This window comes from Flexivirga sp. YIM B11880, from assembly GCF_058148645.1.
The window spans coordinates 100,885-123,928 of record NZ_JBMAMH010000009.1 but is presented as its reverse complement, the minus strand read 5'-3'; the positions used below and the strand labels follow the sequence as shown (position 1 = coordinate 123,928).

26 protein-coding genes and 1 tRNA gene are annotated in these 23,044 nt (G+C 67.5%); 16 read left to right on the top strand and 11 right to left on the bottom strand.

The window, feature by feature from the left end; genetic code table 11:
• Positions 1-73: 73 nt before the first annotated feature.
• The gene (locus tag ACN8HC_RS14055; RefSeq protein ID WP_490075464.1) at positions 74-856 is read right to left on the bottom strand and encodes an amino acid ABC transporter ATP-binding protein; all 783 of its coding nucleotides are present in this window, start codon (positions 854-856) and stop codon (positions 74-76) included.
• Positions 857-1,017: 161 nt separating this feature from the next.
• Between ACN8HC_RS14055 and ACN8HC_RS14050 the strand changes: the two genes are divergently transcribed.
• Positions 1,018-1,091 (top strand) — tRNA-Ile (locus ACN8HC_RS14050).
• Positions 1,092-1,201: 110 nt separating this feature from the next.
• On the opposite strand, the gene ACN8HC_RS14045 is transcribed toward ACN8HC_RS14050, so the two are convergent.
• Genes ACN8HC_RS14045 through ACN8HC_RS14035 form a run of 3 tightly spaced genes read right to left on the bottom strand, consistent with a single transcriptional unit; the run spans position 1,202 to position 3,569 of the window.
• Positions 1,202-1,732 (bottom strand): DUF6919 domain-containing protein, encoded by a 531-nt coding sequence (locus tag ACN8HC_RS14045; RefSeq protein WP_490075463.1) that lies wholly within the window; start codon positions 1,730-1,732, stop codon positions 1,202-1,204.
• Positions 1,729-2,925, bottom strand: a complete 1,197-nt coding sequence (locus ACN8HC_RS14040; protein ID WP_490075462.1) for a tyrosine-type recombinase/integrase — start codon at positions 2,923-2,925, stop codon at positions 1,729-1,731. The genes ACN8HC_RS14045 and ACN8HC_RS14040 overlap by 4 nt, the downstream gene beginning before the upstream one ends.
• The gene (locus ACN8HC_RS14035; RefSeq protein ID WP_490075461.1) at positions 2,922-3,569 is read right to left on the bottom strand and encodes a hypothetical protein; all 648 of its coding nucleotides are present in this window, start codon (positions 3,567-3,569) and stop codon (positions 2,922-2,924) included. The genes ACN8HC_RS14040 and ACN8HC_RS14035 overlap by 4 nt, the downstream gene beginning before the upstream one ends.
• Positions 3,570-3,643: 74 nt before the next feature.
• Between ACN8HC_RS14035 and ACN8HC_RS14030 the strand changes: the two genes are divergently transcribed.
• From ACN8HC_RS14030 to ACN8HC_RS13965, 14 genes are all read left to right on the top strand, one after another.
• Positions 3,644-3,910, top strand: a complete 267-nt coding sequence (locus ACN8HC_RS14030) for a helix-turn-helix domain-containing protein (RefSeq protein ID WP_490075460.1) — start codon at positions 3,644-3,646, stop codon at positions 3,908-3,910.
• The gene (locus ACN8HC_RS14025; RefSeq protein ID WP_490075459.1) at positions 3,907-4,170 is read left to right on the top strand and encodes a helix-turn-helix domain-containing protein; all 264 of its coding nucleotides are present in this window, start codon (positions 3,907-3,909) and stop codon (positions 4,168-4,170) included. The genes ACN8HC_RS14030 and ACN8HC_RS14025 overlap by 4 nt, the downstream gene beginning before the upstream one ends.
• Positions 4,171-4,245: 75 nt before the next feature.
• On the top strand, positions 4,246-4,530 hold the full coding sequence (locus ACN8HC_RS14020) for a hypothetical protein (protein ID WP_490075458.1): 285 nt from the start codon (positions 4,246-4,248) through the stop codon (positions 4,528-4,530).
• Positions 4,527-4,826, top strand: a complete 300-nt coding sequence (locus ACN8HC_RS14015; protein ID WP_490075457.1) for a hypothetical protein — start codon at positions 4,527-4,529, stop codon at positions 4,824-4,826. The genes ACN8HC_RS14020 and ACN8HC_RS14015 overlap by 4 nt, the downstream gene beginning before the upstream one ends.
• On the top strand, positions 4,823-7,327 hold the full coding sequence (locus tag ACN8HC_RS14010; RefSeq protein WP_490075456.1) for a hypothetical protein: 2,505 nt from the start codon (positions 4,823-4,825) through the stop codon (positions 7,325-7,327). Before ACN8HC_RS14015 ends, ACN8HC_RS14010 begins: the two co-directional genes overlap by 4 nt.
• A 454-nt stretch (positions 7,328-7,781) precedes the next feature.
• Positions 7,782-8,306, top strand: a complete 525-nt coding sequence (locus ACN8HC_RS14005) for a hypothetical protein (RefSeq protein ID WP_490075455.1) — start codon at positions 7,782-7,784, stop codon at positions 8,304-8,306.
• A gap of 181 nt (positions 8,307-8,487) precedes the next feature.
• The gene (locus tag ACN8HC_RS14000; protein WP_490075454.1) at positions 8,488-8,844 is read left to right on the top strand and encodes a hypothetical protein; all 357 of its coding nucleotides are present in this window, start codon (positions 8,488-8,490) and stop codon (positions 8,842-8,844) included.
• A 256-nt stretch (positions 8,845-9,100) separates the two neighbouring features.
• Complete coding sequence (locus ACN8HC_RS13995) at positions 9,101-9,556, top strand: helix-turn-helix domain-containing protein (RefSeq protein WP_490075453.1); 456 nt, start codon at positions 9,101-9,103, stop codon at positions 9,554-9,556.
• Positions 9,553-9,987 (top strand): hypothetical protein, encoded by a 435-nt coding sequence (locus ACN8HC_RS13990; protein WP_490075452.1) that lies wholly within the window; start codon positions 9,553-9,555, stop codon positions 9,985-9,987. The genes ACN8HC_RS13995 and ACN8HC_RS13990 overlap by 4 nt, the downstream gene beginning before the upstream one ends.
• A complete protein-coding gene (locus tag ACN8HC_RS13985) occupies positions 9,984-10,934 on the top strand; it encodes a hypothetical protein (protein WP_490075451.1) in 951 nt (316 codons plus the stop codon). Before ACN8HC_RS13990 ends, ACN8HC_RS13985 begins: the two co-directional genes overlap by 4 nt.
• Before the next feature lie 13 nt (positions 10,935-10,947).
• Positions 10,948-11,229 (top strand): hypothetical protein, encoded by a 282-nt coding sequence (locus ACN8HC_RS13980; RefSeq protein WP_490075450.1) that lies wholly within the window; start codon positions 10,948-10,950, stop codon positions 11,227-11,229.
• A 35-nt stretch (positions 11,230-11,264) separates the two neighbouring features.
• Positions 11,265-11,858, top strand: a complete 594-nt coding sequence (locus tag ACN8HC_RS13975; RefSeq protein ID WP_490075449.1) for a hypothetical protein — start codon at positions 11,265-11,267, stop codon at positions 11,856-11,858.
• Between the two features lie 27 nt (positions 11,859-11,885).
• Complete coding sequence (locus ACN8HC_RS13970) at positions 11,886-15,509, top strand: phage tail tape measure protein (protein ID WP_490075448.1); 3,624 nt, start codon at positions 11,886-11,888, stop codon at positions 15,507-15,509.
• A gap of 101 nt (positions 15,510-15,610) precedes the next feature.
• Positions 15,611-16,090, top strand: a complete 480-nt coding sequence (locus ACN8HC_RS13965) for a hypothetical protein (protein ID WP_490075447.1) — start codon at positions 15,611-15,613, stop codon at positions 16,088-16,090.
• 325 nt (positions 16,091-16,415) lie between these two features.
• On the opposite strand, the gene ACN8HC_RS13960 is transcribed toward ACN8HC_RS13965, so the two are convergent.
• The 3 genes from ACN8HC_RS13960 to ACN8HC_RS13950 form a co-directional block, all read right to left on the bottom strand.
• Positions 16,416-16,616 carry a hypothetical protein gene (locus tag ACN8HC_RS13960; RefSeq protein WP_490075446.1) on the bottom strand — a complete coding sequence of 67 codons (201 nt, stop codon included), beginning with the start codon at positions 16,614-16,616 and terminating at the stop codon, positions 16,416-16,418.
• Positions 16,617-16,712: 96 nt separating this feature from the next.
• A complete protein-coding gene (locus ACN8HC_RS13955; protein ID WP_490075445.1) occupies positions 16,713-16,979 on the bottom strand; it encodes a helix-turn-helix domain-containing protein in 267 nt (88 codons plus the stop codon).
• Positions 16,976-17,905: a hypothetical protein gene (locus tag ACN8HC_RS13950; RefSeq protein ID WP_490075444.1), complete on the bottom strand. Its 930-nt coding sequence runs from the start codon at positions 17,903-17,905 to the stop codon at positions 16,976-16,978. Before ACN8HC_RS13950 ends, ACN8HC_RS13955 begins: the two co-directional genes overlap by 4 nt.
• Positions 17,906-18,248: 343 nt before the next feature.
• Here ACN8HC_RS13950 and ACN8HC_RS13945 point away from each other — a divergent pair, with 343 nt between their 5' ends.
• The gene (locus ACN8HC_RS13945; RefSeq protein ID WP_490075443.1) at positions 18,249-18,770 is read left to right on the top strand and encodes a YflT domain-containing protein; all 522 of its coding nucleotides are present in this window, start codon (positions 18,249-18,251) and stop codon (positions 18,768-18,770) included.
• Positions 18,771-18,794: 24 nt separating this feature from the next.
• Here the strand turns inward: ACN8HC_RS13945 and ACN8HC_RS13940 are convergent, their stop codons facing one another.
• Genes ACN8HC_RS13940 through ACN8HC_RS13925 form a run of 4 tightly spaced genes read right to left on the bottom strand, consistent with a single transcriptional unit; the run spans position 18,795 to position 23,039 of the window.
• Positions 18,795-19,628 (bottom strand): hypothetical protein, encoded by an 834-nt coding sequence (locus ACN8HC_RS13940; RefSeq protein WP_490075442.1) that lies wholly within the window; start codon positions 19,626-19,628, stop codon positions 18,795-18,797.
• 41 nt (positions 19,629-19,669) lie between these two features.
• A complete protein-coding gene (locus tag ACN8HC_RS13935) occupies positions 19,670-20,899 on the bottom strand; it encodes an ROK family protein (RefSeq protein ID WP_490075441.1) in 1,230 nt (409 codons plus the stop codon).
• Positions 20,899-22,263, bottom strand: coding sequence for a sugar ABC transporter permease (locus ACN8HC_RS13930; RefSeq protein ID WP_490075440.1), 1,365 nt, complete (start codon positions 22,261-22,263; stop codon positions 20,899-20,901). The genes ACN8HC_RS13935 and ACN8HC_RS13930 overlap by 1 nt, the downstream gene beginning before the upstream one ends.
• The gene (locus tag ACN8HC_RS13925) at positions 22,260-23,039 is read right to left on the bottom strand and encodes an ATP-binding cassette domain-containing protein (protein WP_490075439.1); all 780 of its coding nucleotides are present in this window, start codon (positions 23,037-23,039) and stop codon (positions 22,260-22,262) included. The genes ACN8HC_RS13930 and ACN8HC_RS13925 overlap by 4 nt, the downstream gene beginning before the upstream one ends.
• Positions 23,040-23,044: the final 5 nt, after the last annotated feature.

Below are 23,044 nucleotides of genomic sequence, written 5' to 3'. Positions count from 1 at the left end.
CACGGGTGGACCGTGGTGAGTGCGGCGACCGGGGTGACGGTGGTCGCTGCGGTGGTGGTGGGTGGTTGATCGGTCAGTGGGTGAGGATCTTGGACAGGAAATCCTTCGCTCGGGCGGACGTCGGGTTGGCGAAGAACTCCTCGGGTTGCTGTTGCTCCAGGATCTGGCCGTCGGCCATGAAGACGACGCGGTCCGCGGCACGACGGGCGAAGCCCATCTCGTGGGTGACGACGATCATCGTCATACCGTCTTTGGCCAGTCCGCTCATGACGTCGAGGACCTCGTTGATCATCTCCGGGTCCAGGGCGGAGGTCGGCTCGTCGAAGAGCATGACCTTCGGGTCCATGGCGAGGGACCGGGCGATCGCCACGCGCTGCTGCTGGCCGCCGGACAGCTGGGCCGGGTATTTCTGCGCCTGGTGGTGCACGCCGACTCGCTCGAGCAGTTCCATGGCGCGTGCCTCGGCGGCGGCCTTGCTGGCCTTGCGCACCTTGATCGGGCCGAGCGTGACGTTCTGCAGGATCGTCTTGTGGGAGAAGAGGTTGAACGACTGGAACACCATGCCGACGTCGGCGCGCAGCTCGGCCAGCTGGGCGCCCTCCTCCGGCAGCGGCTCCCCGTCGATGGTGATGGTCCCGGACTCGAAGGTCTCCAGCCGGTTGATCGTGCGGCACAGCGTCGATTTGCCGGACCCGGACGGGCCGAGCACGACGACGACCTCTCCCTTCGCGACGTCCAGGTCGATGTCGCGCAGCACGTGCAGCTCGCCGAAGTGTTTGTTGACGCCCGCCATACGCACGAGGGGTTCGCCCGAGGCTGCCTTGGTCTCACCCAGCGTGGGCACCTGCTCCGTCATGGATACGCACCTTACAAGACCGATCTCAGGATGTTTTGAGGTTTCTGCGCTACGGGCTGGATCGTTGCCGGGCCGTTGTGAACCAGCCGCGATCGCAGGCCCCAGCACCTGCCCTGGCCACACATGTCGTTACTGGTGATGTCAGAATGTGCCCTGCACGAGGGGCGATAGCTCAGCCGGTTAGAGCAGCGGACTCATAATCCGTCGGTCCTGGGTTCAAGCCCCAGTCGCCCCACTCGGGAACATGCAGGTCAGCGGCCTGCACTGCCCCTTTGGCCCTCCGGCCGGAGGGGCGTTCTGCTAACGAACTGCTAACGCGCCGTTCGAAAACGCTTCCGGTCGCCATCAGCTGGTCGCCTCGAGGATGTCGAGGAGCTCTGGCAACAGGCGATCGTTGCGACCCCATGACGGGTCGAAGACGCTGACCGGGTAGGCCGCCTCGATCGTCGGCCGCACCTGCTCGCCGCAGTGCTCAACGAAGCTGTCGACCGTTCCTTGACTGTCGAAGCGACCGAGGAACGTACCAGGCGTGTGGTCGTCTTCAAGTGACACCGGAATCGTCAGCCAGTCCTCGCACATCGGGAAGCCGTGAAGGAGGACGAGGTCGGACTCGCAGAGCCGGGACCTCAGTACGTCGAGTGTGCGCTCGGGGACCAGCCCGTCGACGTACGCTCGCTGCCCTTCGCAGCCCGCCTGCGAGTCCAGAGTGATGAAGCCTGATCGGTTGAGCCGCACCAGGTTCGGGGCATCTTCGATCGTCTCGTCGTAGGGCGCACCGCAGTGCACAGGTGTGAAGTCGATCCGGCCTTCGAGGAAGTCGACGACCGCCTCGGCGATGTCTTCGAGCGTCTTGACGCCCGGCCAAGGGTTGCTCATGAGCCCCACACCGCCCGTGTGAAGGTGTCGACTGCGCGGCCGTCGTCCTCGGGGATCACGTCGGCGTAGACGGAGAGTGTGACGGTCGGGTCCCGGTGGCCGAGCCGCTTGGACACGATGTGCACCGGGGTGCCCGCGCGCAGAAGGATTGTGGCGTGCGTGTGCCGTGCCTCGTGCAGCTTGAGGCGCGGTAGCTCGGCGTCGGCCTGCGACAGCACCCACGCCTTCGACACGTAGTCGGGTGGCACCGGTGTGCCGTCCTGCCAGGTGAACACGACGCCGTCGGTGTCCTTGTAGATCGCGCCGGCGGCGAGTCGCTCCGTGCGCTGCATCTTCCGCCAGGCCTTGAGCGCGGCGACAGTGTGCGGGTCGATCGTCACCGACCGCCCGTCGCCATTCTTCGGCGGCCCGAGGGTGCGCTCGCCGGCCGACTGGGTCACCGACTCCTCGACTCGCACGATGCTCTCCGTCAAGTCGACGTTCTCCCAGCGCAGCGCACACAGCTCGCCGCGTCGCATCCCGGTCGCGAGAGCAAGGATCCACAACGCCGCGAACCGCTCATCCTTCACGTGCTCGAGGTAGGTGCTCACCTGCTGCCCGGTCCAGGTGTTGTGCTTCGGCCGGACCGCCTTCGGCAGCTTCGACCCGACCACAGGGTTGACCGCGATGACGCGGTCGCCGATCGCCGACTGCAGCGCCATCCGCAGCACCGTGCGCGCGAACGCAACAGTCCTGGGCGACAACGGCTTTCCGTTGGTGCCGCCGGTCTCGTGCATCCGCTTGAACGTCGCAGAGAGATCGGTGGGCGAGAGTTCCTGTACGCGCAGGTTTCCGAAGTACGGCTTGAGATATCGGGTGATGTTGCCTCGGTAGGACTTCTCGGTGCTGGCCTTGAGGTCGACGGCGTGCCCTTCAATCCACCGGTCCAGATAGGCGCCGACAGTGATGTTCGACGGCGCCACCCAGGTGCCCTGTCGTGACCCGTGCCGGGCCTCATCCCGCGCCGCGACTGCCGCCTTGCGCGTAGGGAATCCGCCAAACCACCTGGGCTTGCTGAGCATGCGGGCGTTGCCGTCCTCATCGAGCACGGGCTGCCCGTCCTCGTCGAGCACCGGTACCTTGACTCGAATCACATACGACCAGCTGTTACCGCGCTGCACGACACCGTCACGCATTCCCTTGCGATCACTCATGGTTCGTCGCTCTCTCCGAGTTCTTCGCGAACTACCTGCAGGGTCATTTGGTCAAGCTGTTCTGCATCCACGTCTAGCGGAATGCCCTGCTGTGCAAGGTGCGCCCGAAGTGCATGCATGACGCGCAAGGTCGGTTCGGCGACCGCGTCGACGTCCATCGGTGGCATTCGAAATTCCGCAGACCGGCGCGCCGCGATGCGCTGGGCATTGAGTTCAGCGTCGAGCTTCTCCGACCATTGATCGACGAACCGGTTGGCCGCAAAACGGACGCGGTCTCCCTCCCAATAGATGAAGGCGCTGGCGTGGCCCACTCCGACGCTGAACTGGACATCGATAGCGGGTACCCGCCGTCCGTTGGGAAGCGAGATCGCGCTGCGGCGATGAGCAGGGTCGCCGGGCGTCACTAGGTCACTCATCGCACACTCAAGCGCCAGCGACAAAGGCAAGAGCTCCTCGCTGCTGACCCGCCTCTTGCCAGATACGACGGCGCCCACTGTTTGACGGCGCCAGTTGTCGTATCCGAGTGCAGACATCCTCGTCGCGAGACGTGCGTGATCAAGGCCAGCGCGGGCGATGGCGACTCGGATCGCGGAAGCGATGACCTCACGCATCTCCAGTGCCTTGATCTCGTTGTGCTTAGGCATACGTCGATCATGCACGAAAATCGTGCGTTGCGCAACGTTTTGCGTTGCACGCTTTCGCAGGCGCCTAGAGGCTTATGGCAACGGATCATGACGAGAGAAGGGAGGGTTCCGCGATGCAGACACTTCGAGACCTCCGCAAGAGCCGCGGGCTCGCGATGGACGCAGTTGGACTGCTGGCCGGTTGTGACGCAGCCACCGTGAGTCGTATTGAAAACGGCCGAGTCCGAGCCAGCGACGCCACCGTCGTGCGGCTGGCGACAGCTCTTGGAGTCAGCGCGAGGCGCATGCGGAAGCTGTGCGATGCGCCCCTCGAGACGAGCGGGGAGAAGGTGCCCGCGTGAGGTGCCAGACGATCGATCTGTCGTCTCTTTCCGGTCGGCTGACGGTGACCGTTCCCGAAGCGGCGAAGGTCCTTGGCATCGGGCGTGATAACGCCTATCGGGCAGCGGCGGATGGATCGCTGCCCAGCTTGAAGATTGGCCATCGGCTGATTGTTCCCGTCCCAAAACTACTGGAAATGTTGGGCATCCAGTCGATCGACGAATCCAAGCCTCCGGCTGCGTTACGGCTCATCGACCAAGACGATCCCGGCGCAGCCTGACCTCGGACACAGCGAAGGCGTGCCCACCACAGACACGCCGACGCCACCACCAGACCTGTTAGGAGGTCTCCAATCATGGTGACACACCTCGGCAACCCGGGCGTCCCGGACGCCGAAGCACCGAGCCGGCGCGGTCTCGCAGCAGCGGACATCTACCAACTGACCCGGCAACACCGGTACGGCGTCCTCGTCGTGACCGAACGGCGTGACGGATCCATCGTCAGCCAGACGTACTCGAGTCTCGCATCAGCTGGTCGCAAGCTCGATCGAGCGCGCAGCAACGGCCTTATCGCACGCGCCGTGCTCGTCGAGCTCCGGGCAGTCGCGGATGCCGCGACCGTCCTCGGGGATCCTCAGTGAGCGCGACCACGGCCGCGCCGCCGCACGAGGCGACGGCGTGGATGCGGCGGACGATCACACGCCGTCTCGCCGAGCTGGACCGGGTCGGCCCATGGGTTGGTGTCGCCGTCGCGCCGCTCGGCCGGCCTACCGCGCGAGGGCAGCGCGAGGACCGCACTTGCGACCGCTGCCGCACCTACGTGCCGCGAAAGACGTTCTACTGCGCCGCGATCCGCCCACGCGCGGACGTTGTGTTGATCGTCGGCCTCTGCGCCGAGTGTGGTCGCCGCGAAGGCTGGAAGACGAGCGCAGAGTGACCGCCATCCACGAAGAGCCCGCCACGGCCGTCGTCGACCTCGACATGGTGCGGCACTGGATCCAGCGGGTCTACGGCCAGATGCCTGGCACGCTCGTGCTCAACCACGAACCTGCTAGGGGCAAGTTCGTCGGCACCGGCGGCCAGTGCTTCACACACGACCAGGCAATCGAGAGGGTGCAAGCACTCGACCGGGCCGGCGCACGCGGGATCTACCTGCGCACCACCACTGTGAACCGGCGCCTCGACCAGACCGAACGCGGCGGAGCAACCGACTCCCACGCCTTGCCCGGTCTGTGGGCCGACGTCGACTTCGGCGACGTCGGCCACAAGCCCGGCCCGAACTCGCTCCCGCTGCCCCCTGACGCCGCGGCCGCGTGGAAGCTCGTCACCGCCTCCGGGCTGCCTGCGCCGTCACTGTGGGTGCACTCCGGTGGCGGGCTCTACCCCTGGTGGCTCCTCGACGCGCCCCTGATCATCAACGACGAAACCCGGCCGATGGCTGCGGACCTTTCGGCCCGATGGCAGCAGGCGCTCGGCCGGTCAGCCGAAGCGCTCGGCTGGGACTACGGCACCGGAGTCGGCGACCTGTCCCGTGTGCTGCGCGTCCCGGGCACCGTCAACCGCAAAGCCGGCCTCGAACGGCCCTGCCGGATCGTCGAAGACACCGGCCACGCCTACACGCTCATGGAACTCGTCGACACGCTCGAGCACGTCGCACCAAAACCCGCACCGCGGCCTACACCGCAACACACCGTCCTGCCGTTCGGCGGCCACGACGGACGATCCGCGTTCGACCAGCTCGACCAGCACGTCACCTTCGACGACATCCTCACCGGCGCCGGCTGGACCCGGCACGACAGCCGACACCCGGCCTCCATCGACCAGTGCTGGACCCGCCCTGGAAACCCTGAGCACGACTGCTCCGCACACACCCTCAAGGCGAACCCGCACGTGCTCGTCGTGCACTCCGAAGCCGCCGGCCTACCGACCGGCGGCGGCCAGAAACTCACCCGTGGACGAGTGTTCGCCCACCTGCACCACCACGGCGACGAACGCGCCGCAGCCCTCGACATCTTCGCCGCGATCGGCGGCCGAGACCGCACACCCGCAGCCGCAGCACTACCCCTGCCCCGCCAAGCCCCGCCGGCCCCTGACGACGTCCCAGCCGGCGTCGACCCCATCACCGGCGAAGTCACCGACGACTACCAACCCGGCAACGACGGACCCGTCATCGTCAGCCGCGAAGACTTCTGGGAACAACGCCCCGAACTGCGAACCATTCACCAGTTCGCCCGCGCCCGCCGCGCCGCCCCCTGGGCCGTCTTCGGGTGCGTCCTGACCCGGGTCATCGCCTACATCGAACCCAGCGTCGTCCTTCCACCCACCATCGGCGGCGACGCCTCACTGAACTTCTTCCTCGGACTCGTCGGCCCCTCCGGCTCCGGCAAAGGCGCCGCCGAAGCCGCCGCCAAGGACCTCCTCCACGTCGGCGCCGGCGGCCGCAACCTCGTCGAAGCCGGGGTCGGATCCGGCGAAGGCATCACCCACACCTACATGCGGTACGTGCCCGCCAAGAACGGGCAGAAACCCAGCGTCGAACAACACACCACCCGGGCCCTCTTCCGGGCCTCCGAAGTCGACACCCTCGCCGCCCTGAAACAACGGCAAGGATCAACGCTCCTGCCCCGGCTCCGCGACGCATGGATGGGCGACAACCTCGGATTCGCCTACGCCGACGCCACCCGCCGGCTCGACCTGAGAGCCCACACCTACCGGATGTGCCTCATCGTCGGCATACAACCCGCCAAAGCAGCCGTGCTCCTCGACGACGCCGACGGCGGCACACCACAGCGCTTCGCCTGGCTCCCAACCGTCGACCCCGACACACCCGACGAGCGGCCCCACGAACCCGAACCGCTGCGGTGGTCACCGCCGGCCCAACCCGTCGCCGACGTGCACGGCCGCGCCCGCATGACCGTCTGCGACACCGCCACCACTGCGATCGACCAAGCCGCCCTCGAACGAGCCCGCGGCAACACCGACGCCCTCGACGGCCACGCCCTCCTCACCCGGCTCAAAATCGCCGCCGGCCTCGCGCTCCTCCAACGCCGCAACGACATCACCGACGACGACTGGGCGCTCGCCGGCACCGTCATGCGCGTCAGCGACACCACACGAACCCGGACCGTCAACGAACTCAACAGCCGCCGCGAGCAAGCCAACACCGCCCGCGGCCGCGCCGAAGGACAACGGGCAGCCGTAGCCGCCGAAGTCCAAGCCGACGCAGCAGCAGCACGCGTAGCCCGCAACCTCGTGCGGAAGCTCACCAACACGTGGACGCCCGGCAACGACCTCAAACACACGCTCGCGTCCAGAGACCGCAAACACTTCGACGACGCCATCGAACGCCTCCTACAAGCCGGCCTCGCCGAGCACGAAGCCATCGACTACCGCGGCGTCGACGGCGCCCGCTACCGACTCGCGAAAGGACAACCATGACCACCCCAAAACAAGGGGGGGACACGGGGACATGTCCCCGTCTAAACCCGACGAACAACGACACCGAAACCCTCAAAAACCCCGAAATATCAATAAAAGGTCCAATCGCGGGGGCGAGGGCAGGTGTAAGCCAGGGGGGGACATGTCCCCCTGTCCCCGTCTTAACGCACGACAGTGCAACACCCGTCGCCCACCGACGAAACTGCCCAGACCCCCGCATGGCACCCGTCGGCAAACCACACGCCGGATGGCAAGCCTGCCGATGCCACGGCTGCGACGCCACCTCACTCGTCCGCACACCCCACCCACCAGAAAGCCGCCGATCATGAGCGCGGCCTCGACTCCATGGCCGTCCGGGGCTGGCGTAGGACCTCATGGCCCAGGTGATGACGGCGACGCGGGCCGGTGTCATGCGCGGTCGAAGACGACGCAGGAGCGGTGCCGGCAGCGGGCGATGAAGGGTCAGCGGGTCTGCTACGCGCACGGCGGCAGGTCGAAGCAGGCGCTTGCGGCGGCGCAGCGCCGGCTGGCCGCAGAGAAAGTCGAAGCCGAGGTGAAGAACGCGATCGCGTTCGAGTCCCGGGAAGGCGTCGCCGACCCGTTCGAGGCGTTGTCGCTGCTGGCCGATGAGGCGTTGGCGATGAAGGAGGCGCTCGCCGGCCGGGTGAACTCGCTCAAGCAGGTGCGATACACGGCGCACGGCGCCGGCACAGAGCAGCTGCGCGCGGAGGTCGCCCTGTACGAGCGGGCGATGGACCGGGCGGCGAAGTTCCTCGACATGCTCGTGCGCTCGGGGTTCGAGGAGCGTCGGGTGAAGGTGACCGAGCAGCAGAGCATGGCTGTCGTGTCGGTGATCCGCAGCACGCTCGTCGAGTTGGGTCACGATGTGTCGCCGGGCGGGCCGGTCGCGACGATTGTCGCGAAGCACTTGCGGGCGCTGGGTTCGGCGCCGGTCAAGGGCGAGGTGATCGGGCGATGAACCGGCGGATAGGGGATCCGTTTTGGTCGGTGTTTGCGCAGGTCAGATCGTGGTCTGCTAACGCTCTGCAACGTGCACGGCGTTGCGGAGAGGCCGTATTGAGGCCCTCGACGCCGGACCTGTTCAGCTACGTCGCCGGCGTGCTCGTCGGCGCGGTATGCGCCCTGCTTTGGGTGTTCTCATGAGCGGCGATCGTGTGTCTGTGGAGCGGATCGTCGCGGCGTGGTCGCACCTGGTCGAGCATGGCGAGGTCGTGGCGACGGCTGCCGCGTTCCCGGACCTGGTCTCGTCCTTCGGCGACTTGGACGGGGATGTTCTTGAGTTGTGGGCTGCGGAGCTCGGAGCGCGAGCTGAGGCTGCTGACGCGTACCTGCGTGAGGTGAAGTCAGCGGAGTCGGTGACTCGGCTCGAGCTGGTGGTGTCGGCGATTCTTCGGACACTCGAGCGGCTCAGAGACGAGCACGGGATCACGCCGCGCGAGCTTGAGCTGGGGGCGGTCGTCGTCACTGTGCTCGCCGGGCTGGAGGCGGAGCAGTGAGGGCTGCGGAGGCAGCCCCCTGGGCTGCACTGGATGCCCGGTTGTTGGCGGCTGGCGAGCGAGGGCAGCGGATCCCGTGTGCTGGCCGGTGGGATGAGTTCACTGCTGATGACCTCGAACCGCGAAGACGTGCTGCGACGGCGTGCGCTCGCTGCCCGGTGCTCGACGCGTGTGCTGCTCTCGTGCCGTTCGTGTGGCATGGCACGTGGGCTGGTGTCGTCGTTTCTCAGGGCAAGGCCGAGCGGGTGGAGGGGTCATGACGGTGCCCAGTGCCCCGTTGCCTCGCCGGGCTGTCCTTGGGGCGCATATCGGGCCGTATGCGGGGGCCGTGATCGTCCGGCTGGTGGGGCCGCAGCTGGCGGCATGGGCATCGATGGCGGCCAGCGGTTCGGAGGTGGAACGGCAGACGGCGCGGGAGGTGCAGTTGGCGTTGGGGCAGATGCGTGAGGCGGCGCGGCAGTTGCAGGAGCGGCAGCGTGAAGTGCCCTCTGCCGCAGGGGCTTCCGCTGACGGAAGCGCGGAAGCGGTGCGGGAGGGGTCTCCTGCAGGATCGGAGTTGTCCTCCTGGGATGTGGCCGAGAGGCTCAAAGTCTCTCCTCGGCGAGTTCGGCAGCTGTGTAGCGCTGGGCGACTCTCGGCCACACGGAGGGGGCGCGACTGGTGCATCACGCAGCAGGCGTTGGACGACTACCTGGATCGGAAGAGCGCATGACGAAGAGTTCGGCACCGAAGGGGCCGACCCCGACGGCACAGGACTTCGTCGAGGTCGGGTTGAGCGAGTCGGATGCCCGGCGTGCGACGGCCGGCCTCGCTGATGGGTTCTACGTGTCGTTCGTGGATGCGGCGGCGAGCGCTGCGATCTTCGGCGGCTCCACTACCGAGTTCTCCGCCATCGACCGGGATGTGTTGGAACGCAAGGCCGCACGGTTCGACGGCCCACCGGAGCGACCGGCGCCGCGGCAGCCGTCGACGGAGGACTATGCCGCGGCGATGGCGGTCTCCGAGGCTGATTTCTTGGCCGCGATGTACGGCACGACGGCGCCCCGGCCACGGTTGCCCGCCATGGGCGAGGTGTCCGAGGCCGACTTCCACGCCGCCATGTACGGCGACGACGACACCACCAGCGAAAGCAGGCAGGAATGAGCACGGGACAGGATCAGACAGCACGTAAGACGGCGCTTGCGCAGATCGTCACCCACGAGGCGACGTTGGCGAAGTGGACCGGCGAGCGCGAGAAGGCGGTCGCCGAGTTGGAACGTCTGCAGGCTGGTGCTGGCGCCGTGGTCCTTGCCGACGAAACCGCGGCGGTGCGTCTGCCGCGGGAGATGCAGGAGGCGCGGGACCGGGCGGACATCGCGGAGCGTGCGATCGCTGCCATTGGGCCGAAGCTGCAGGCGGCTCGGGAGGTTGCGGTGATGGCGGAGGCGGACGAGCTGAACGGGCCGATCGCTGCGGCGCGGCGGGCGATCGACGAATTTGACGCGAAAACCGCGCGGTTGCTCGATGCGTTGGTGAAGCACACGGGCACGCCGTGGGAGCAGATGACGCCCAACAAGGTGATCGACCAGGCGAGGATGCGTGAGCCCGGTGGGGCGGTCCGGATCAAGGTGCCGGCGCCGGCAGATCGTGAGTTGCGGGCCCGGTTGGCGGCGTTGGAGTTGCGGCAGAAGGTTCTGCGGGCGGCGGCGGCCGGCGAGAACGTGCGTGAGGCGTTCCCGGAGTTGTCGTTCGCGCAGCTGCCGGAGTCGTTGCGGGCCGGTGGTGTGATGCCGCAGCCGGGCTTCTCCGACCCACTGGCCGGCGCCGAGGAGAGGCTACGAGCGCAGGAGGAACTGCTGACGCGGGAGACAGCTGACCTCGCCGACCTGACGAAGCGCATCGAGTCCATCGAGACGAAGCTTGCGGAGGCCGCCGCGCACGGCCGCCTCCCGTATGAGCTCGAGCTGGCGCAGCTCGAGCTGCCGAAGTTGCGGCGGGAGCGTGACCGGCTACAGACGTCCGTCGTGAACCGGCCGTCCGCGATCGAACGGGATCGGTCCGCGTTGGAGAAGGCGCGCGAGGCTGCGGCGACCGTGCTCGTGGCGGTCTGAGGCGGGCCGGCTGATGAGCGACGACGACGGCTCGCCTGTGAGCGAGGAAGAGCGGTTCGCCCGGTTGCCGTTGCTGGTACAGCGGGCGCTGCTGAGGCTGGCGCACGCGGCGATCGACTCCACGGAGCGTGAGAAGCGGCTGATGGTGCATGCGTTGGATCGGCTGGCGATCCATGAGACCGCACCGGAGCCTTTGACGGCGATGGCGTCACAGATGGGTTCCCTGGTCTGGGCGGTGCAAGCGCAGGCTTCGGCCAACCATCTGGCGCGGGCCGCGGCCGGTGACGACGAATGACGACACAGCGAGCAGACGACATGAAGGAGCACGGCATGGACGGTACGAAAACGAAGGCGGCGACCGAGGAAGCGTCGGGCGGGTTCGACTTCGACGGATGGATTGCCGGGGCGTCGTTGCCGGCACGATCGGTCCAGATCTGCCGGAACGCTGGACTCCGCGCCGAGTACGACCGCCTGGAGCGGCGATTCTTGGAGCTGCAGGCAACGGTCAACCGTGACGAGGCACAGCAGCTGCAGGACGGCACCGACGGCGCGTCGGCGGCGTTCGATGACCTCTATGACGTCGCAGTGCAGATGCAGGAACTGCTTCCGCAGATCGCGGCCGACGCCCTGTGTGTGACTGTCCGCGCCTGCACCAGTGACGAGATGGAAGAGATCCGCGAGAAGTTCCCCGAAGTCGAGCAAGAGGAGCAGCGGCTCGTCGAGTGCGTCAAGGTCGGCGGCACCATCGAGGGCGAGACGTTGTCGGGGAAGCAGTGGCGGGCGTTGCGCAACGCGGTCGGCGAGCTCCAGTTCAGCGAGATCGTCCGCGCGGCGATCAGCGTCAACGGTTTCGACGGCGTCGCTGATGTGGCGCCGGAGCTCCCGCCGGCTGTCGCCGCCCTGCTGGCCGCCGGGAAGGCCTGAGGGCCGTGACGGGCGGGGGTGGTCGTCGTGCCTGACCGGTCAATCAGGGTTCGCCTGATCGCAGAGATTGGGCAGTACGTCGCCGGCATGCGGCAGGCGGGTACGTCGACGCAGCAGTTGGCGAACACCGCCGAGCGCAGCGTCGGGCGGACGCGCGGCCTCACCAGCTCGCTCGGCGGCCTCACCGGGCTACTGACCGGCGGCCTGACGCTCGGTGTGGTGGGCGCGGTGAAGTCGTTCGCTGACTTCGAGTCGGCCATGTCCGCGGTACGTGCCAACGTGCAGGCGACGCCGGCCGAATTCGCCAAGCTGACGGATTACATCAAGGGCGCGGGCACCCAGTTTGGTTTCACCGCAACCGAGTCGGCGAATGCCGCGGAGGACCTGGCGAAGGCCGGCCTGTCCGCCTCGGACATCATCGGCGGGGCGTTGACCGGTGCCCTCACCTTGGCGGCCGCCGGCGGCGTCGCGACTGCGGACGCGGCCGAGACCGCCGCGAACGCCATGACCGTCTTCCACCTCAAGGCTGGCGACGTCGGGCACATCGCCGACGTCCTCGCCAACGGCGCCAACATGTCCACCGCGTCCGTCGACTCCCTCTCGCAGGCGCTGCGGCAGGGCGGCAACGTGGCCGCCGCCATGGGGCTGAGTTTCGAAGACACCGTCGGTGTCCTCGCGATGTTCGACCAGGCCGGGCTGAAAAGCTCCGACGCCGGCACGTCGCTGAAGTCGATGTTCATGGCGTTGCAGAACCCCTCCAGCAAGGCCAAAGCCGAGATCCAAGACCTCGGCCTACAGGTGTACGACTCGCAGGGCAAATTCGTCGGCCTGTCGACCTTCGCCGGCCAGCTCCGCGACCGGATGAAGGACATGACGCCGGCAGCCCGAAACGCGGCCCTGGCAACGATCTTCGGATCGGACGCCGTCCGGGCCGCGACCGTGCTCTACAACAACGGGGCCACCGGGACACAGAAATGGATCGACGGGGTCAACAAGTCCGGCACCGCCGCGACCAACGCCCGCACCCGGATGGACAACCTCAACGGCGACATCAAGAAGCTCGTCGCGACCCTGCAGGGCGACTTCATCACCGCCGGCACCGGCGCGAACGGCGCCCTCCGCGGGATCACCCAGACGGCCACGTTCGCGGCCACCGCGGTCGGGATGATCCTCACCCCAGTGTCGTCCCTGGTCGGCGCTTTCGGCCGGCTGCCCGGGCCTGTACAGCAGGCCGCGGCGGCGTTGGTGACGGTCGGGATCGCGCAACGCGTGTTCGCCGACCGGATCGCGTCCGGGCGAGCCCAGTTGCGAGGGGCCGGGTCAGCGATCGCGGGCTGGGGCACCCATCTGCGGACTGTCGGGCAGCTCGCGCGTGAGGCCGCACCTCAAGTCGGGCGCTTCAATGCCACGGTGGCCGCCGTCGGAACCGGCAACGGCAGTCTCGCTCGGATGGCCCGCACCTTCGAGACGACGGCAGCGTCCGCCTCGCGACTGCCGAGGACGCTGGGAGTGGTGCGGGCGTCGTTTTCCGGGCTGCGGAGCGCCGCTGGCGGACTTGTGGGTGCCCTCGGCGGCCCGTGGGGTCTGGCGATCACCGGCGGCGTGCTCGCGCTCACTGCGTGGGTCTCCCACACCCAGAAGGCGAAGCAGGCCGCGGCGGACTACCAGCAGAAGGTCAACGACCTGACCGGAACCCTGGACTCGAACACTGGCGCCATCACTGACAACACGCGCGCCAAGGTGGCTCAGGAGCTGCAGGACAAGGGGCTGATGAACGCGGCGGATGCGCTCGGCGTGAAGCTGCGCACCATGACCGACGCCGCGCTCGGCCAGACCGGCGCTAACGACGCCCTGAACAAGCAGCTGGGCAAGTACCTCGACATCAGCGACTCCGTCGCAAAGACGAACCCGTTCAAGGCGTCCCAGCGGGACATGGCCCGGCAGATCACCGACGCGGTCGGCGGACAGAACAAGGTCGTCGAGGACGCCAAGCACAAGTGGAAGCAGCTCGGCGAGGCCGGCGTGAAGGCGGGCGAGGAGTCCGAGGACGCCGGAACGAAAGGCCAGACCGCGGGCGAGAAGCAAGCCGCCGCGGCGCAGAAGGCCGCGGACGCCCTGAAGGCGTTGGTGCAGGGCTACCAGGACGTGGGTAGCGCCGCCCAGGCCCAGTCGAACAGTCAGCTCGGCTTCAACCAGGCGATTCTCGACGCGAACAAGGCGATCAAGGAGAACGGGAAGAACACCGATCTCATGTCCAGCAAGGGCATGAAGAACCAGCAAGCGCTCCTCGGCCTCGCCTCTGCGACGACCAAATACGCGGCCGACCTAGTGAACAACTCGCACGACCAGAAGGCCGCGAACGCGATCCTCGCCGAGGGGCGTAGAGAACTGATCGCGCATGCGAAGCAGGTCGGTTACACCGCTGAGGAAGCGACCAAACTGGCGGACAAGTGGCTCCCGCTGGCGAAGGGTCTACACACCGACGTCGAGGTCGACGGGCTCGACGACGCGATGTACAAGCTTGACCGGGTGGGCAACGTCGTCGTCTCACTGCAGGGACGGAAGGTAGTCATCCCGGCTGACACTCCGAACGCCGAGCAGGTCGCCAAGCTCCTGTACTCGGTTGATAACGCCGCTCTTTCGGCATCTGGCAAGAAGGTGACGATCAAGTCGATCGGTGACCGGGAAACCCTCGACGCGCTGCTCAACGTGAAGGGCGCCCGCCTCGACGCCAACGGCAACGTGCAGATCCCGACGAGCACGCTGAACTCGAAGGCGACTATCGACATTCTGACGCGAATCGGCCGGGTCGCGGTCGACGCCGACGGCAAGAGCGTGATCATCCCTGCGTCCACACCGAACGCGCCGAAGGTGATCGGCCTGATCAACCAGATCTACGGCGCGCAGATCGCGACCAACGGCCGGAAGGTCACCATCTCCACGTCCGCTCCGTTGGCGGTGGACACGCGCCGGAAGATCGACAACATCCGGGGCGCCGCTGCCTCAGCGGACGGGCGCCGGGTCACGATCGACACGTCGGCCCCCGGTGCAGTCAACGCCTACCAGCAGATCATGGCCGCGCTTCGGGCCGCACAATCCAAGACGATCTCAATCACCACCGTTTACAAGGAGATTCACCCGGGCGACAACCTGGCCCGGCACGGCCAGCCCCGTTTCAACGCCAAGGGCTCCATCCTTGACGGCAACGGGGTGCAGCGGATGGCGGCCGGTGGTGTACGACGGCCCGCGATGGTATCGAGCAAGCCGATCCTGTGGGGTGAGGCCGGACCGGAGGCGTACATCCCGCTGGCCCGCGACTCACGGCAACCGCGGAACATCGACCTGACGCACGCGGTGGCCGACTTCTACGGGTACGACCTGATCCCGAAGGGCACCCGGTATGCCGCCGACGGCTACCTGTCGGCGTGGCGGCACGCGGTGCCGGCACAGTCCACACAGACCGTGGTCGTCCCCGCCGGCGGGGGCATGACGTCCGCTGAGGCGAAGCGGGTGGTTGCCTCGAACGAGAAGCTCATGGCAACGATTCAGACCGCGTGGAAGATTCTGCCCAAGCACGTCGAGAACGGCCTGGCCGGCCGCCGCTCCAAGGACGCCCAGTCGGCACATCTGTTGCGGAAAATGGGGGGCTGAAGATTCCCGATTCCGGTGACGCCGCCGCTCGCCCGGATGTATGACTTGGGATGGGAGGCCCGGGCTCGTCACAGCCGGACACGGGAGGAAAGGGGCTGAGCATGAAGCTACGTCTGTACGGAGCCGGAGGGCTCGCCATCGCGGTGATGATGACCGGGGCATGTAGTAGCGGCGGCTCCGCGGCCACGAAGACCATCACCAAAACGGCCACGCAGGTCGTGACGGAGACCGAGACCGTCACAGCTGAGGCATCGGACACGACGACCGACACAGGCTACGTGCCCACCAGCTCGGACTTCACGATCGGTCTCAAGATCCTCAGCAAGCGATGTTTCGGGTCCGCCGGCTGCAACGTCAGCTTCCGCGTCAAGCCGACCTACTCGGGTGAGGAGTTCGACTCCTCACAGACCGTCGAGGTGACCTACCAGATCGTCGGCTCCGAAGACCCCTACACGAACACCTTCACGATGACCGGCGACGGCAGTGCGTCGGTACAAGATGAGGAGGAAGTTCAGATCGCGACCGATCGAAAGATCACTGCAAAGGTCACGGACGTCGAGCTCGTGGATTACAGCGGGTAGAAGTTGTTGTTGACCGGGTTGATCACAAACACACTGGACGGCCGGCGGCCGTGGCTGGGCTCGAGTGGCTCCAGGCGGCAGCAAGCGGCTTCGCGTTGTTGGGTGGCGGCGCATTGGCGAAGGAGTACGGCTATCTGATGCACCGGCCGACACGCGCCGGCACGGTGGGTGGCCGCGGGAGATCGCGGAGGAGTTCGACCGGGTGGTGAGGTTGTGCGGGTGGCCGGAGCCGCTGGTGCTCGAGGACGACGAAAACGCCCCAGTGGCACGCCGGCGTGGACCTCGCACGTCATCGACGTCAACCGCCACACGTGCTCAGCGCCAGTCAGTCGAGAACGATGCCATGGACTTCTTTCCCGTAATGCTCCGCGTAGTGAGTCCTGATCGGTAGCTCCGGTTCGTCCTCCGGGCCGTCGGCCGCGATATGCCCCCCGCAGTCCATGCAGGTCCACCCGCCGCATTCGGCGTCTTCGAAGTGCTTCGTCTTCAACCGTGACCAGTCGACATCCGTCTCGCTCCACGTCATTCCGTCATCGTCCCACCGATCGGAGGCCACCGCGCCATGCCTACGCAAATCACCGAGGCCGTCTCGGCACCCATGGCCGGCGCCACATCCGATCATCTACCGATCGGCCGCCGCGCCCCCAGCCCGAGCTTTGTCGATCTCGTCCGCCATCACCCGGAAACACTCTCCGGGCTCCCATCCGAGCGCCCTCTCGGCGTGAATGAGGGTGTGGTCAGACACCTCCCGGCCGGCCTCCAGCCGTGCCCAGGTCGTCTTCGGCACGCCCGACCGGCGATCCACCATGCTCCAGCTCCACCCCTCCGCCGTGCGAGCTTCGCGGATGCGTGCGCCGAGCGCCGCCCTCCACGGGTCGATTCTCGTCATCGGAGGGCCCTCCGGATCGCGTCGTCGTCCACGAGCGCGCGCTCGTGTGGCCAGCTGAGGCGGTAATACTCCATCTCTGGGTCGTCCGCGTCGCGAACCCACTCGTTTTCCGACCAACGGTGTTCGTTGGCCGGCAGGAGATCGCGCCACGCCTTACCGAGGTAGAAGACCTGGTCGGCGATCGGCAAACGGGCGTCGAGGTAGATGAACCACGTCGTCTTGCTACGGCCTCGATCAACGTACATCTGACAGTCGCTCTCCTTGAGTTCCTCGATGATGACTCGCACGCCGAGCTGGTCGAGCATCACGAGGCTGTCCTCGAGCAGCCGAAGCTGCTTGCCGAGCTCGGGGGCGCGCTTCGCGTTCGAACTCTCGCGGAACTCGTCACTTCCGCCAGGGGACGAATCGTGCGCCGTCTCCCTGTGACATACCGGGCAGTGCATCCATCTCCGCCCGTGGTCCAGACCCTGCCAGCGCGACTCCATGCACCGCTCGCACAGGTAGGTGTACCACGTCATCGACGGGTCGCCTTGCCGGCAGACGAGGGTAAGCCGGTCCTGAGCGTAGGTCTTCTGCATCCTCCGCCGAGACTGACACACCAGCCGGTCGCCGTCTTCATCGATCACCTGCCAGAGCATCGCGCCCTTCCCGACTCGCACGACGTCGCCGACCCGGATCTCAGGTTCCTCGGCTGGTCCGGCCATCGGGGCGGCGGTGGCTTTCAGCAACCGGTCGACGTCGCGGCTGAGGTCGTCGCGGAGGTCGGACAGTCCGCGGATCGCCTGCGCGTCGCCCCGCTCGGACGCCTCCCGGATCGCCTTGGACAGCAGCCGCACGCCAGCCATTGCGTGGTCGAGCTGCTCGAACGGGTCAACCGCGCTCGTGCCCGCTCCGTTTGCCGTCTGAGCCTGTATCTTCTTGCTCATGGTCAGCCCTCCTATGACTGGTCATCGGACCCCCGGGCGCTCCAACGTCGCGGGGGTCGCTTCTTGTGTTGTTGGTGTTCTTCCTATCTCGGAGCACCGACACCGCGGTCTCGGGCTCGGTGCTAACGGCTTGCTACCAAACGCCTCAGAATGAGGCAGAATCAGGCCGCATGCCGGAGGTGAACGGCCGCACCATTCCGGGCGTGAAAGTAGAAGGCAGGACCGGTCAGGACGGGTTTGAAGCGACTCATAATCCGTCGGTCCTGGGTTCAAGCCCCAGTCGCCCCACCATTCGCAGTCCTCGGCTGCGGCCGTCGGGCGCCGCATCGCTAGGGTGAGCTGTATGTCGAGTCCGATGAGCGGCGGCTTCAACCGTCAGGGCGCCGGCCTCCGTGCCGGACTGACCCTCGAGTACCCGATGTCGCTGGGCATCTACACCGACTACCGCGACGCGCAGCGTGCCGTCGACTACCTGTCGGACAACGAGTTCCCGGTCGAGAACTGCATGATCGTCGGCACCGAGCTGAAGCAGATCGAGCGAGTCGTCGGCCGGCTCACCTGGGGCCGGGTGCTGGCCGGTGGTGCGTTGTCGGGCGCCTGGTTCGGCGTGTTCATCGGACTGATCCTGTCGATGTTCGAGTCGGTGAACGTCCTCGGCGTCGTCGTGTCGACGGTCATCTTCGGTGCGATCTTCGGCGCCGTCTGGGCGGCGATCGGCTACAACCTGACCAGCGGCCAGCGCGACTTCCAGTCGGTGACCCAGGTGGTAGCGACGAAGTACGAGGTGCTGGTCGAGCACAAGTTCGCGATGCAGGCGCGCGAGTTGCTCGACAAGATGCCCGGCGGGGGACCGACGCTCACCTGACGGGAGGCGCCCGCCATACCGGCGTCAGAGCTTGAGCTCGTTGCCGGGCGGCCCGAACTTGTCCTGCAGGAAGCGGTAACTCGCGAGCAGTCCCTCCGCGCCGTGCGTGCGTGCTTCCGCGACGATGTCGTCCAGTGCTCCGTCCAACAGGGTCAGCTGTTCGTCGAGCAACTGTGCTCCGGTCTTGCCGTCCTGCAACGGCTGAGTGTCCGCGGTGGCCGGGGGCAGCGCGAGGTAGCCGCGCACCGCGGTGGGTGCGAAATCGTCGTGGATCTGCTCCACCTCGAAGACCAACCGGTCGCCGGCCTGGCGGGACCGCAACTCCGTGTGCAGTGCGTCGGCACGGTGCAGCAGGGCATGCAGCTTCTGGCGGTGCGGCGCCGGCAACCGGCGGTCGTTGAAGAGCTGGTTGAGCTGCTCCGCCGACGCACGGGCCGCCGACTGCTGCACCGACGCTTCGGCAAAGGCCTTGCGTTGCAACGCTCGAGCTTCCTTGCGCCGGTTGCGTTGCGGTCCGCCCGAGATGCACCACAGCACGATCACGCAGCCGATCGGGAAGACGACCCAGGGGAACTGATCGGTGGCGAGGGCGGCCGCGGTCACGGCCGCGAGGCAGCCGAACGACGCTTGCACCTCGCGCCGCACCTTGTAGTAGGCGCGGAAGAGGAACTCGGTGCTGGACAGCAGCAGGATGGCCATGCCGACCTGCACGATCCAGCCGGCGTCGGTGAACGCCAGCCCGACCATCACCGCGGCGCTGGCGATGGTCCGCAGGATCGCCTCCCGACCCCGGACGAATGCGCTGCCCAGCATGGTCAGCATCGAGCCGATGGCGAGGATGAGCCAGAGCGCGTCCACGTGCCGTCCCTCCCCGGGAGAACGAATGAGTTCTCTCCAGGCTAACCGCCGACGACCGGATCTGCTGACCGGCTGTGGACGAGATCGGTGATCAGATCGGGAGCGGCGAGGAGCCGCTCGTAGGCCAGCTCGGCGGCCCCGACGAGTGACGCGTCCCGAATCGACCCTTGCAGCAACGTGATCGGTGCGCGGCCGATGGTCACCATGCCGCGCTGCAGCCCGATCCGGACCGATGGCTCGGCGAGGCGCAGCACCTCCGCCAGGTGACCGTCGGCGACGATCGCCTCCGGGTTGAGCACGTGCGCCACGTTGGACAGCCCGCGGCCCAGCCACTGTGCCACCGACGACACCACCTCGCGGGCGACCTCGTCACCGGCGGCCGCACGTTCGAAGAGCTCGTCGAGTTCGGGGGAGTCGATCCCGGCGGCCTGCGCCGCGCGCAGGATGGCGGCCTCGCCGGCATACTCCTCCAGGCAGCCGCGGTTGCCACAGTGGCAGACCGGGCCGTCCGCCTGCACGGTGACGTGGCCGATCTCCCCGGCATACCCGCGGCTTCCGCGCAACAGGTCGCCGCCGATGATCACGCCACCGCCGACGCCGGCGCGGCCCAGGACGAGCACCACGTTGGAGAAACCGGCCGCGACGCCGCGCCGGTGCTCGGCGAGGAGGGCAAGATCGGCGTCGTTGCCCACCAGTACGTGATCGGCCAGCCGCGCCCGCAGCAGGGCACCGAACGGCGCGTTGCTCCACTGCAGGTTCGGTGCATAGACCACGATGCCCTGCGGGTTGTCGATCATCGCCGGCACACTGACGCCGACCCCGACCCGGATGCTGTCGCCGGCGGCGGCGCTGAGCTCCCGCGCCGCCTCGGCGACCCGGTCGGCGACCCTCACCGCCGACCGGGCCGACCCGGCCTTGTGCTGCCACACGACGCGGTCGAGCACCGTGCCCGACAACCCGATGGTCGCCACCTGCACCTGCGAGACGTCGACGTCGACCGCGATGACGTGCACCGCGCCCGGCCGGAGCGCCACGAGGTATGGCGGCCGGCCCGCCTTGTCACGACTGCGCGTGGGCGTGCGCTGGGTGACGATGCCGAGCTCGACGAGGTCGCCCACGATCGCACCGATCGTGCTCCGGTTGAGCCCGGTCAGCCGCGCCAGCTCCGGCCGCGACAGTGGTCCGTGGAGGTGGAGGTGGCGCAGCACGACCGACAGGTTGTGCCGACGGATCTGCTCGGGGCGCGCTGCGGATCGTGCGCCCGGTGGCATCAGCCAAGCCCAGTGGCGCCGGCGCGGCGCCTGGAGACGGCGTCGACCGTTGCGGCGAGCAGCAGCACCAAGCCGGTGACGATCCACTGCCAGGCGGAGTTGTTCGAGCCGCGGAGCAGGTCCGCCATACCGTTGATGATCACCGCGACCACGCAACCACCGACGACGGCGTCGGTGATCTTGCCCTTGCCGCCGAAGAGGCTGGTGCCACCCACCACGGCCGCACCGACCGCGAGCAGCAGCGTGTTGCCACCGCCCTGCGAGGCGTTGACCGCCGTCTGCGAGGCGAGCACGACACCGGAGATGCTCGCGAGCACCGAGCAGATGACGAAGACCGAGATGCGCACCGAGTTGACCTTGATGCCGGCTCGGCGGGCGGCTTCGTCGCTGCCGCCGACGGCGTAGATGTGCCGTCCGTAGCGGGTGCGGCTCAGCACGAAGCCGAGCACGACGACGAGCACCAGGATCACCGGCACCACCCACGGCACGCCGCCGAGGTATGGCGCGCCGACCTTCTCGGTGACGAGTTTGCCGCCCTTCTGCACGATCCGCGTGCCACCGGTGATGGTGGACCGGTTGAGGTTCAGCACGACGGTGAAGACGATCGCGAGCGCCGCGATGCTGCCCACTTTGACGGCGGTGATCACGAGCGGCTCGGTGGGCAGGTTCCGGCGCCGCCGGGCGTTCACGGCGAGCAGCTTCTGCACGGCATACCCGACGATGACCAGGACGGCCATCACCCAGCCGGCCCACTGCGGCATGTTGCTGTTCTCCAGCGCCACGAGGGAGTTGCTCCGCAACGACAGGTTGCCCTGCGTGCCGGCACTGTTCACGATGATCTGCACGACGCCTTGCAGACCCAGGAAGAGCGCCAGCGTCGACACGAACGAGGGCACCCGCAGGAAGGTGCGCATCCAGCCGATGAGCAGGCCGATCCCGGCGCCGACGATGAGCGCGACGAGGACGGCGAGCGGCCACGGCCAGTTCTTCATCAGCAGCACCGCGACGACGGCGCCGCTCACGCCGGAGGTGGTGCCGGCCGACAGGTCGATCTCGGCCAGCAGCAACACGAAGACCAGGCCCATCGCGAGCAGGATGCCCGGTGCCGCCTGGGTGATCAGGCTGGCGAAGTTGGCCTTGGAGAAGAAGCCGGTCTCCACGACGGAGAACACCACATAGAGGACCACGAGCGCGGCCACGGCCGGGAGGGAGCCCATGTCGCCGCCGCGGATGCGCTGCCAGTAGTTGTGCAGGTAGCCGGTGACGCTCTTGCCGGTCGGCAATGTCGTTGCTGCGGCTGCGTTCTCGTCCACCGCGGCGTCGACTTCGGCGGCGGTGGCGGTCTTGCTCAGGTGCGGGGTCATGCTGGTGCTCCGGAGGTGGTGGGCTGGAGGCCGAGGTCTCCGCTGCGGCCGGTGGTGATCAGCTCGACGACCTGGGTCTGGTTGACGTCGGCCCGGTCGACGGTGGCGGCGAGCCGGCCGAGGTAGAGCACCGAGATCCGGTCGGCAACCTGCAGGACGTCCAGCATGTTGTGCGAGATGAGAATGACGGCGGTGCCCTGGTCCGCCAGGCGACGCACCAGCTCCAGCACCTGCTCGGTCTGCGCGACGCCGAGCGCCGCGGTCGGCTCGTCCAGGATGACGACCTTCGACTTCCACAGGGCCGCCTTGGCGATCGCCACTGTCTGCCGTTGTCCGCCGGAGAGGCTGGAGACCCGCTGGCGCACCGACTTCAGGGTGCGCACGGACAACGACGTCAGCGTGTCCGCGGCCGCGATCTCCATCGACTCCTCGTCCAGCACGAGACCGCGCAGGCGCTCACGGCCGAGGAACATGTTCTGGACGACGTCCAGGTTCTCGCAGAGTGCGAGGTCCTGGTAGACGATCTCGACGCCGAGCGCGGAGGCGTCGCGCGGTCCGGAGACGTGCTCGGGTTTGCCCTCGAACTCGTAGGTGCCCGAGTCGATCGTGTAGGTGCCACCGATGCACTTGACGAGGGTGGACTTGCCGGCACCGTTGTCGCCGACGAGCGCGGTGACCTTTCCGGCGTATGCCGCGAAGTCGACGTCGTGCAGCACGTGCACGGCGCCGAAACTCTTGTTGACCCCGCGCAGCTGCAGGATCGGCTGATCAGACATGTATC

What these genes read in the sequence shown, in the direction of transcription:
- ACN8HC_RS13950 (WP_490075444.1), bottom strand. Translation starts at nt 17,905, where the DNA reads ATGAGCAAGAAGATACAGGCTCAGACGGCAAACGGAGCGGGCACGAGC.
- ACN8HC_RS13945 (WP_490075443.1), top strand. Translation starts at nt 18,249, where the DNA reads ATGTCGAGTCCGATGAGCGGCGGCTTCAACCGTCAGGGCGCCGGCCTC.
- ACN8HC_RS13930 (WP_490075440.1), bottom strand. Translation starts at nt 22,263, where the DNA reads ATGACCCCGCACCTGAGCAAGACCGCCACCGCCGCCGAAGTCGACGCC.
- ACN8HC_RS13995 (WP_490075453.1), top strand. Translation starts at nt 9,101, where the DNA reads ATGACGGTGCCCAGTGCCCCGTTGCCTCGCCGGGCTGTCCTTGGGGCG.
- ACN8HC_RS14035 (WP_490075461.1), bottom strand. Translation starts at nt 3,569, where the DNA reads ATGCCTAAGCACAACGAGATCAAGGCACTGGAGATGCGTGAGGTCATC.
- ACN8HC_RS13960 (WP_490075446.1), bottom strand. Translation starts at nt 16,616, where the DNA reads ATGACGTGGAGCGAGACGGATGTCGACTGGTCACGGTTGAAGACGAAG.
- ACN8HC_RS13975 (WP_490075449.1), top strand. Translation starts at nt 11,265, where the DNA reads ATGGACGGTACGAAAACGAAGGCGGCGACCGAGGAAGCGTCGGGCGGG.
- ACN8HC_RS14000 (WP_490075454.1), top strand. Translation starts at nt 8,488, where the DNA reads ATGAGCGGCGATCGTGTGTCTGTGGAGCGGATCGTCGCGGCGTGGTCG.
- ACN8HC_RS13925 (WP_490075439.1), bottom strand. Translation starts at nt 23,039, where the DNA reads ATGTCTGATCAGCCGATCCTGCAGCTGCGCGGGGTCAACAAGAGTTTC.
- ACN8HC_RS13955 (WP_490075445.1), bottom strand. Translation starts at nt 16,979, where the DNA reads ATGACGAGAATCGACCCGTGGAGGGCGGCGCTCGGCGCACGCATCCGC.
- ACN8HC_RS14045 (WP_490075463.1), bottom strand. Translation starts at nt 1,732, where the DNA reads ATGAGCAACCCTTGGCCGGGCGTCAAGACGCTCGAAGACATCGCCGAG.
- ACN8HC_RS13990 (WP_490075452.1), top strand. Translation starts at nt 9,553, where the DNA reads ATGACGAAGAGTTCGGCACCGAAGGGGCCGACCCCGACGGCACAGGAC.
- ACN8HC_RS13980 (WP_490075450.1), top strand. Translation starts at nt 10,948, where the DNA reads ATGAGCGACGACGACGGCTCGCCTGTGAGCGAGGAAGAGCGGTTCGCC.
- ACN8HC_RS14040 (WP_490075462.1), bottom strand. Translation starts at nt 2,925, where the DNA reads ATGAGTGATCGCAAGGGAATGCGTGACGGTGTCGTGCAGCGCGGTAAC.
- ACN8HC_RS14055 (WP_490075464.1), bottom strand. Translation starts at nt 856, where the DNA reads ATGACGGAGCAGGTGCCCACGCTGGGTGAGACCAAGGCAGCCTCGGGC.
- ACN8HC_RS13985 (WP_490075451.1), top strand. Translation starts at nt 9,984, where the DNA reads ATGAGCACGGGACAGGATCAGACAGCACGTAAGACGGCGCTTGCGCAG.
- ACN8HC_RS14020 (WP_490075458.1), top strand. Translation starts at nt 4,246, where the DNA reads ATGGTGACACACCTCGGCAACCCGGGCGTCCCGGACGCCGAAGCACCG.
- ACN8HC_RS14005 (WP_490075455.1), top strand. Translation starts at nt 7,782, where the DNA reads ATGAAGGGTCAGCGGGTCTGCTACGCGCACGGCGGCAGGTCGAAGCAG.
- ACN8HC_RS13935 (WP_490075441.1), bottom strand. Translation starts at nt 20,899, where the DNA reads ATGCCACCGGGCGCACGATCCGCAGCGCGCCCCGAGCAGATCCGTCGG.
- ACN8HC_RS14030 (WP_490075460.1), top strand. Translation starts at nt 3,644, where the DNA reads ATGGCAACGGATCATGACGAGAGAAGGGAGGGTTCCGCGATGCAGACA.
- ACN8HC_RS13965 (WP_490075447.1), top strand. Translation starts at nt 15,611, where the DNA reads ATGAAGCTACGTCTGTACGGAGCCGGAGGGCTCGCCATCGCGGTGATG.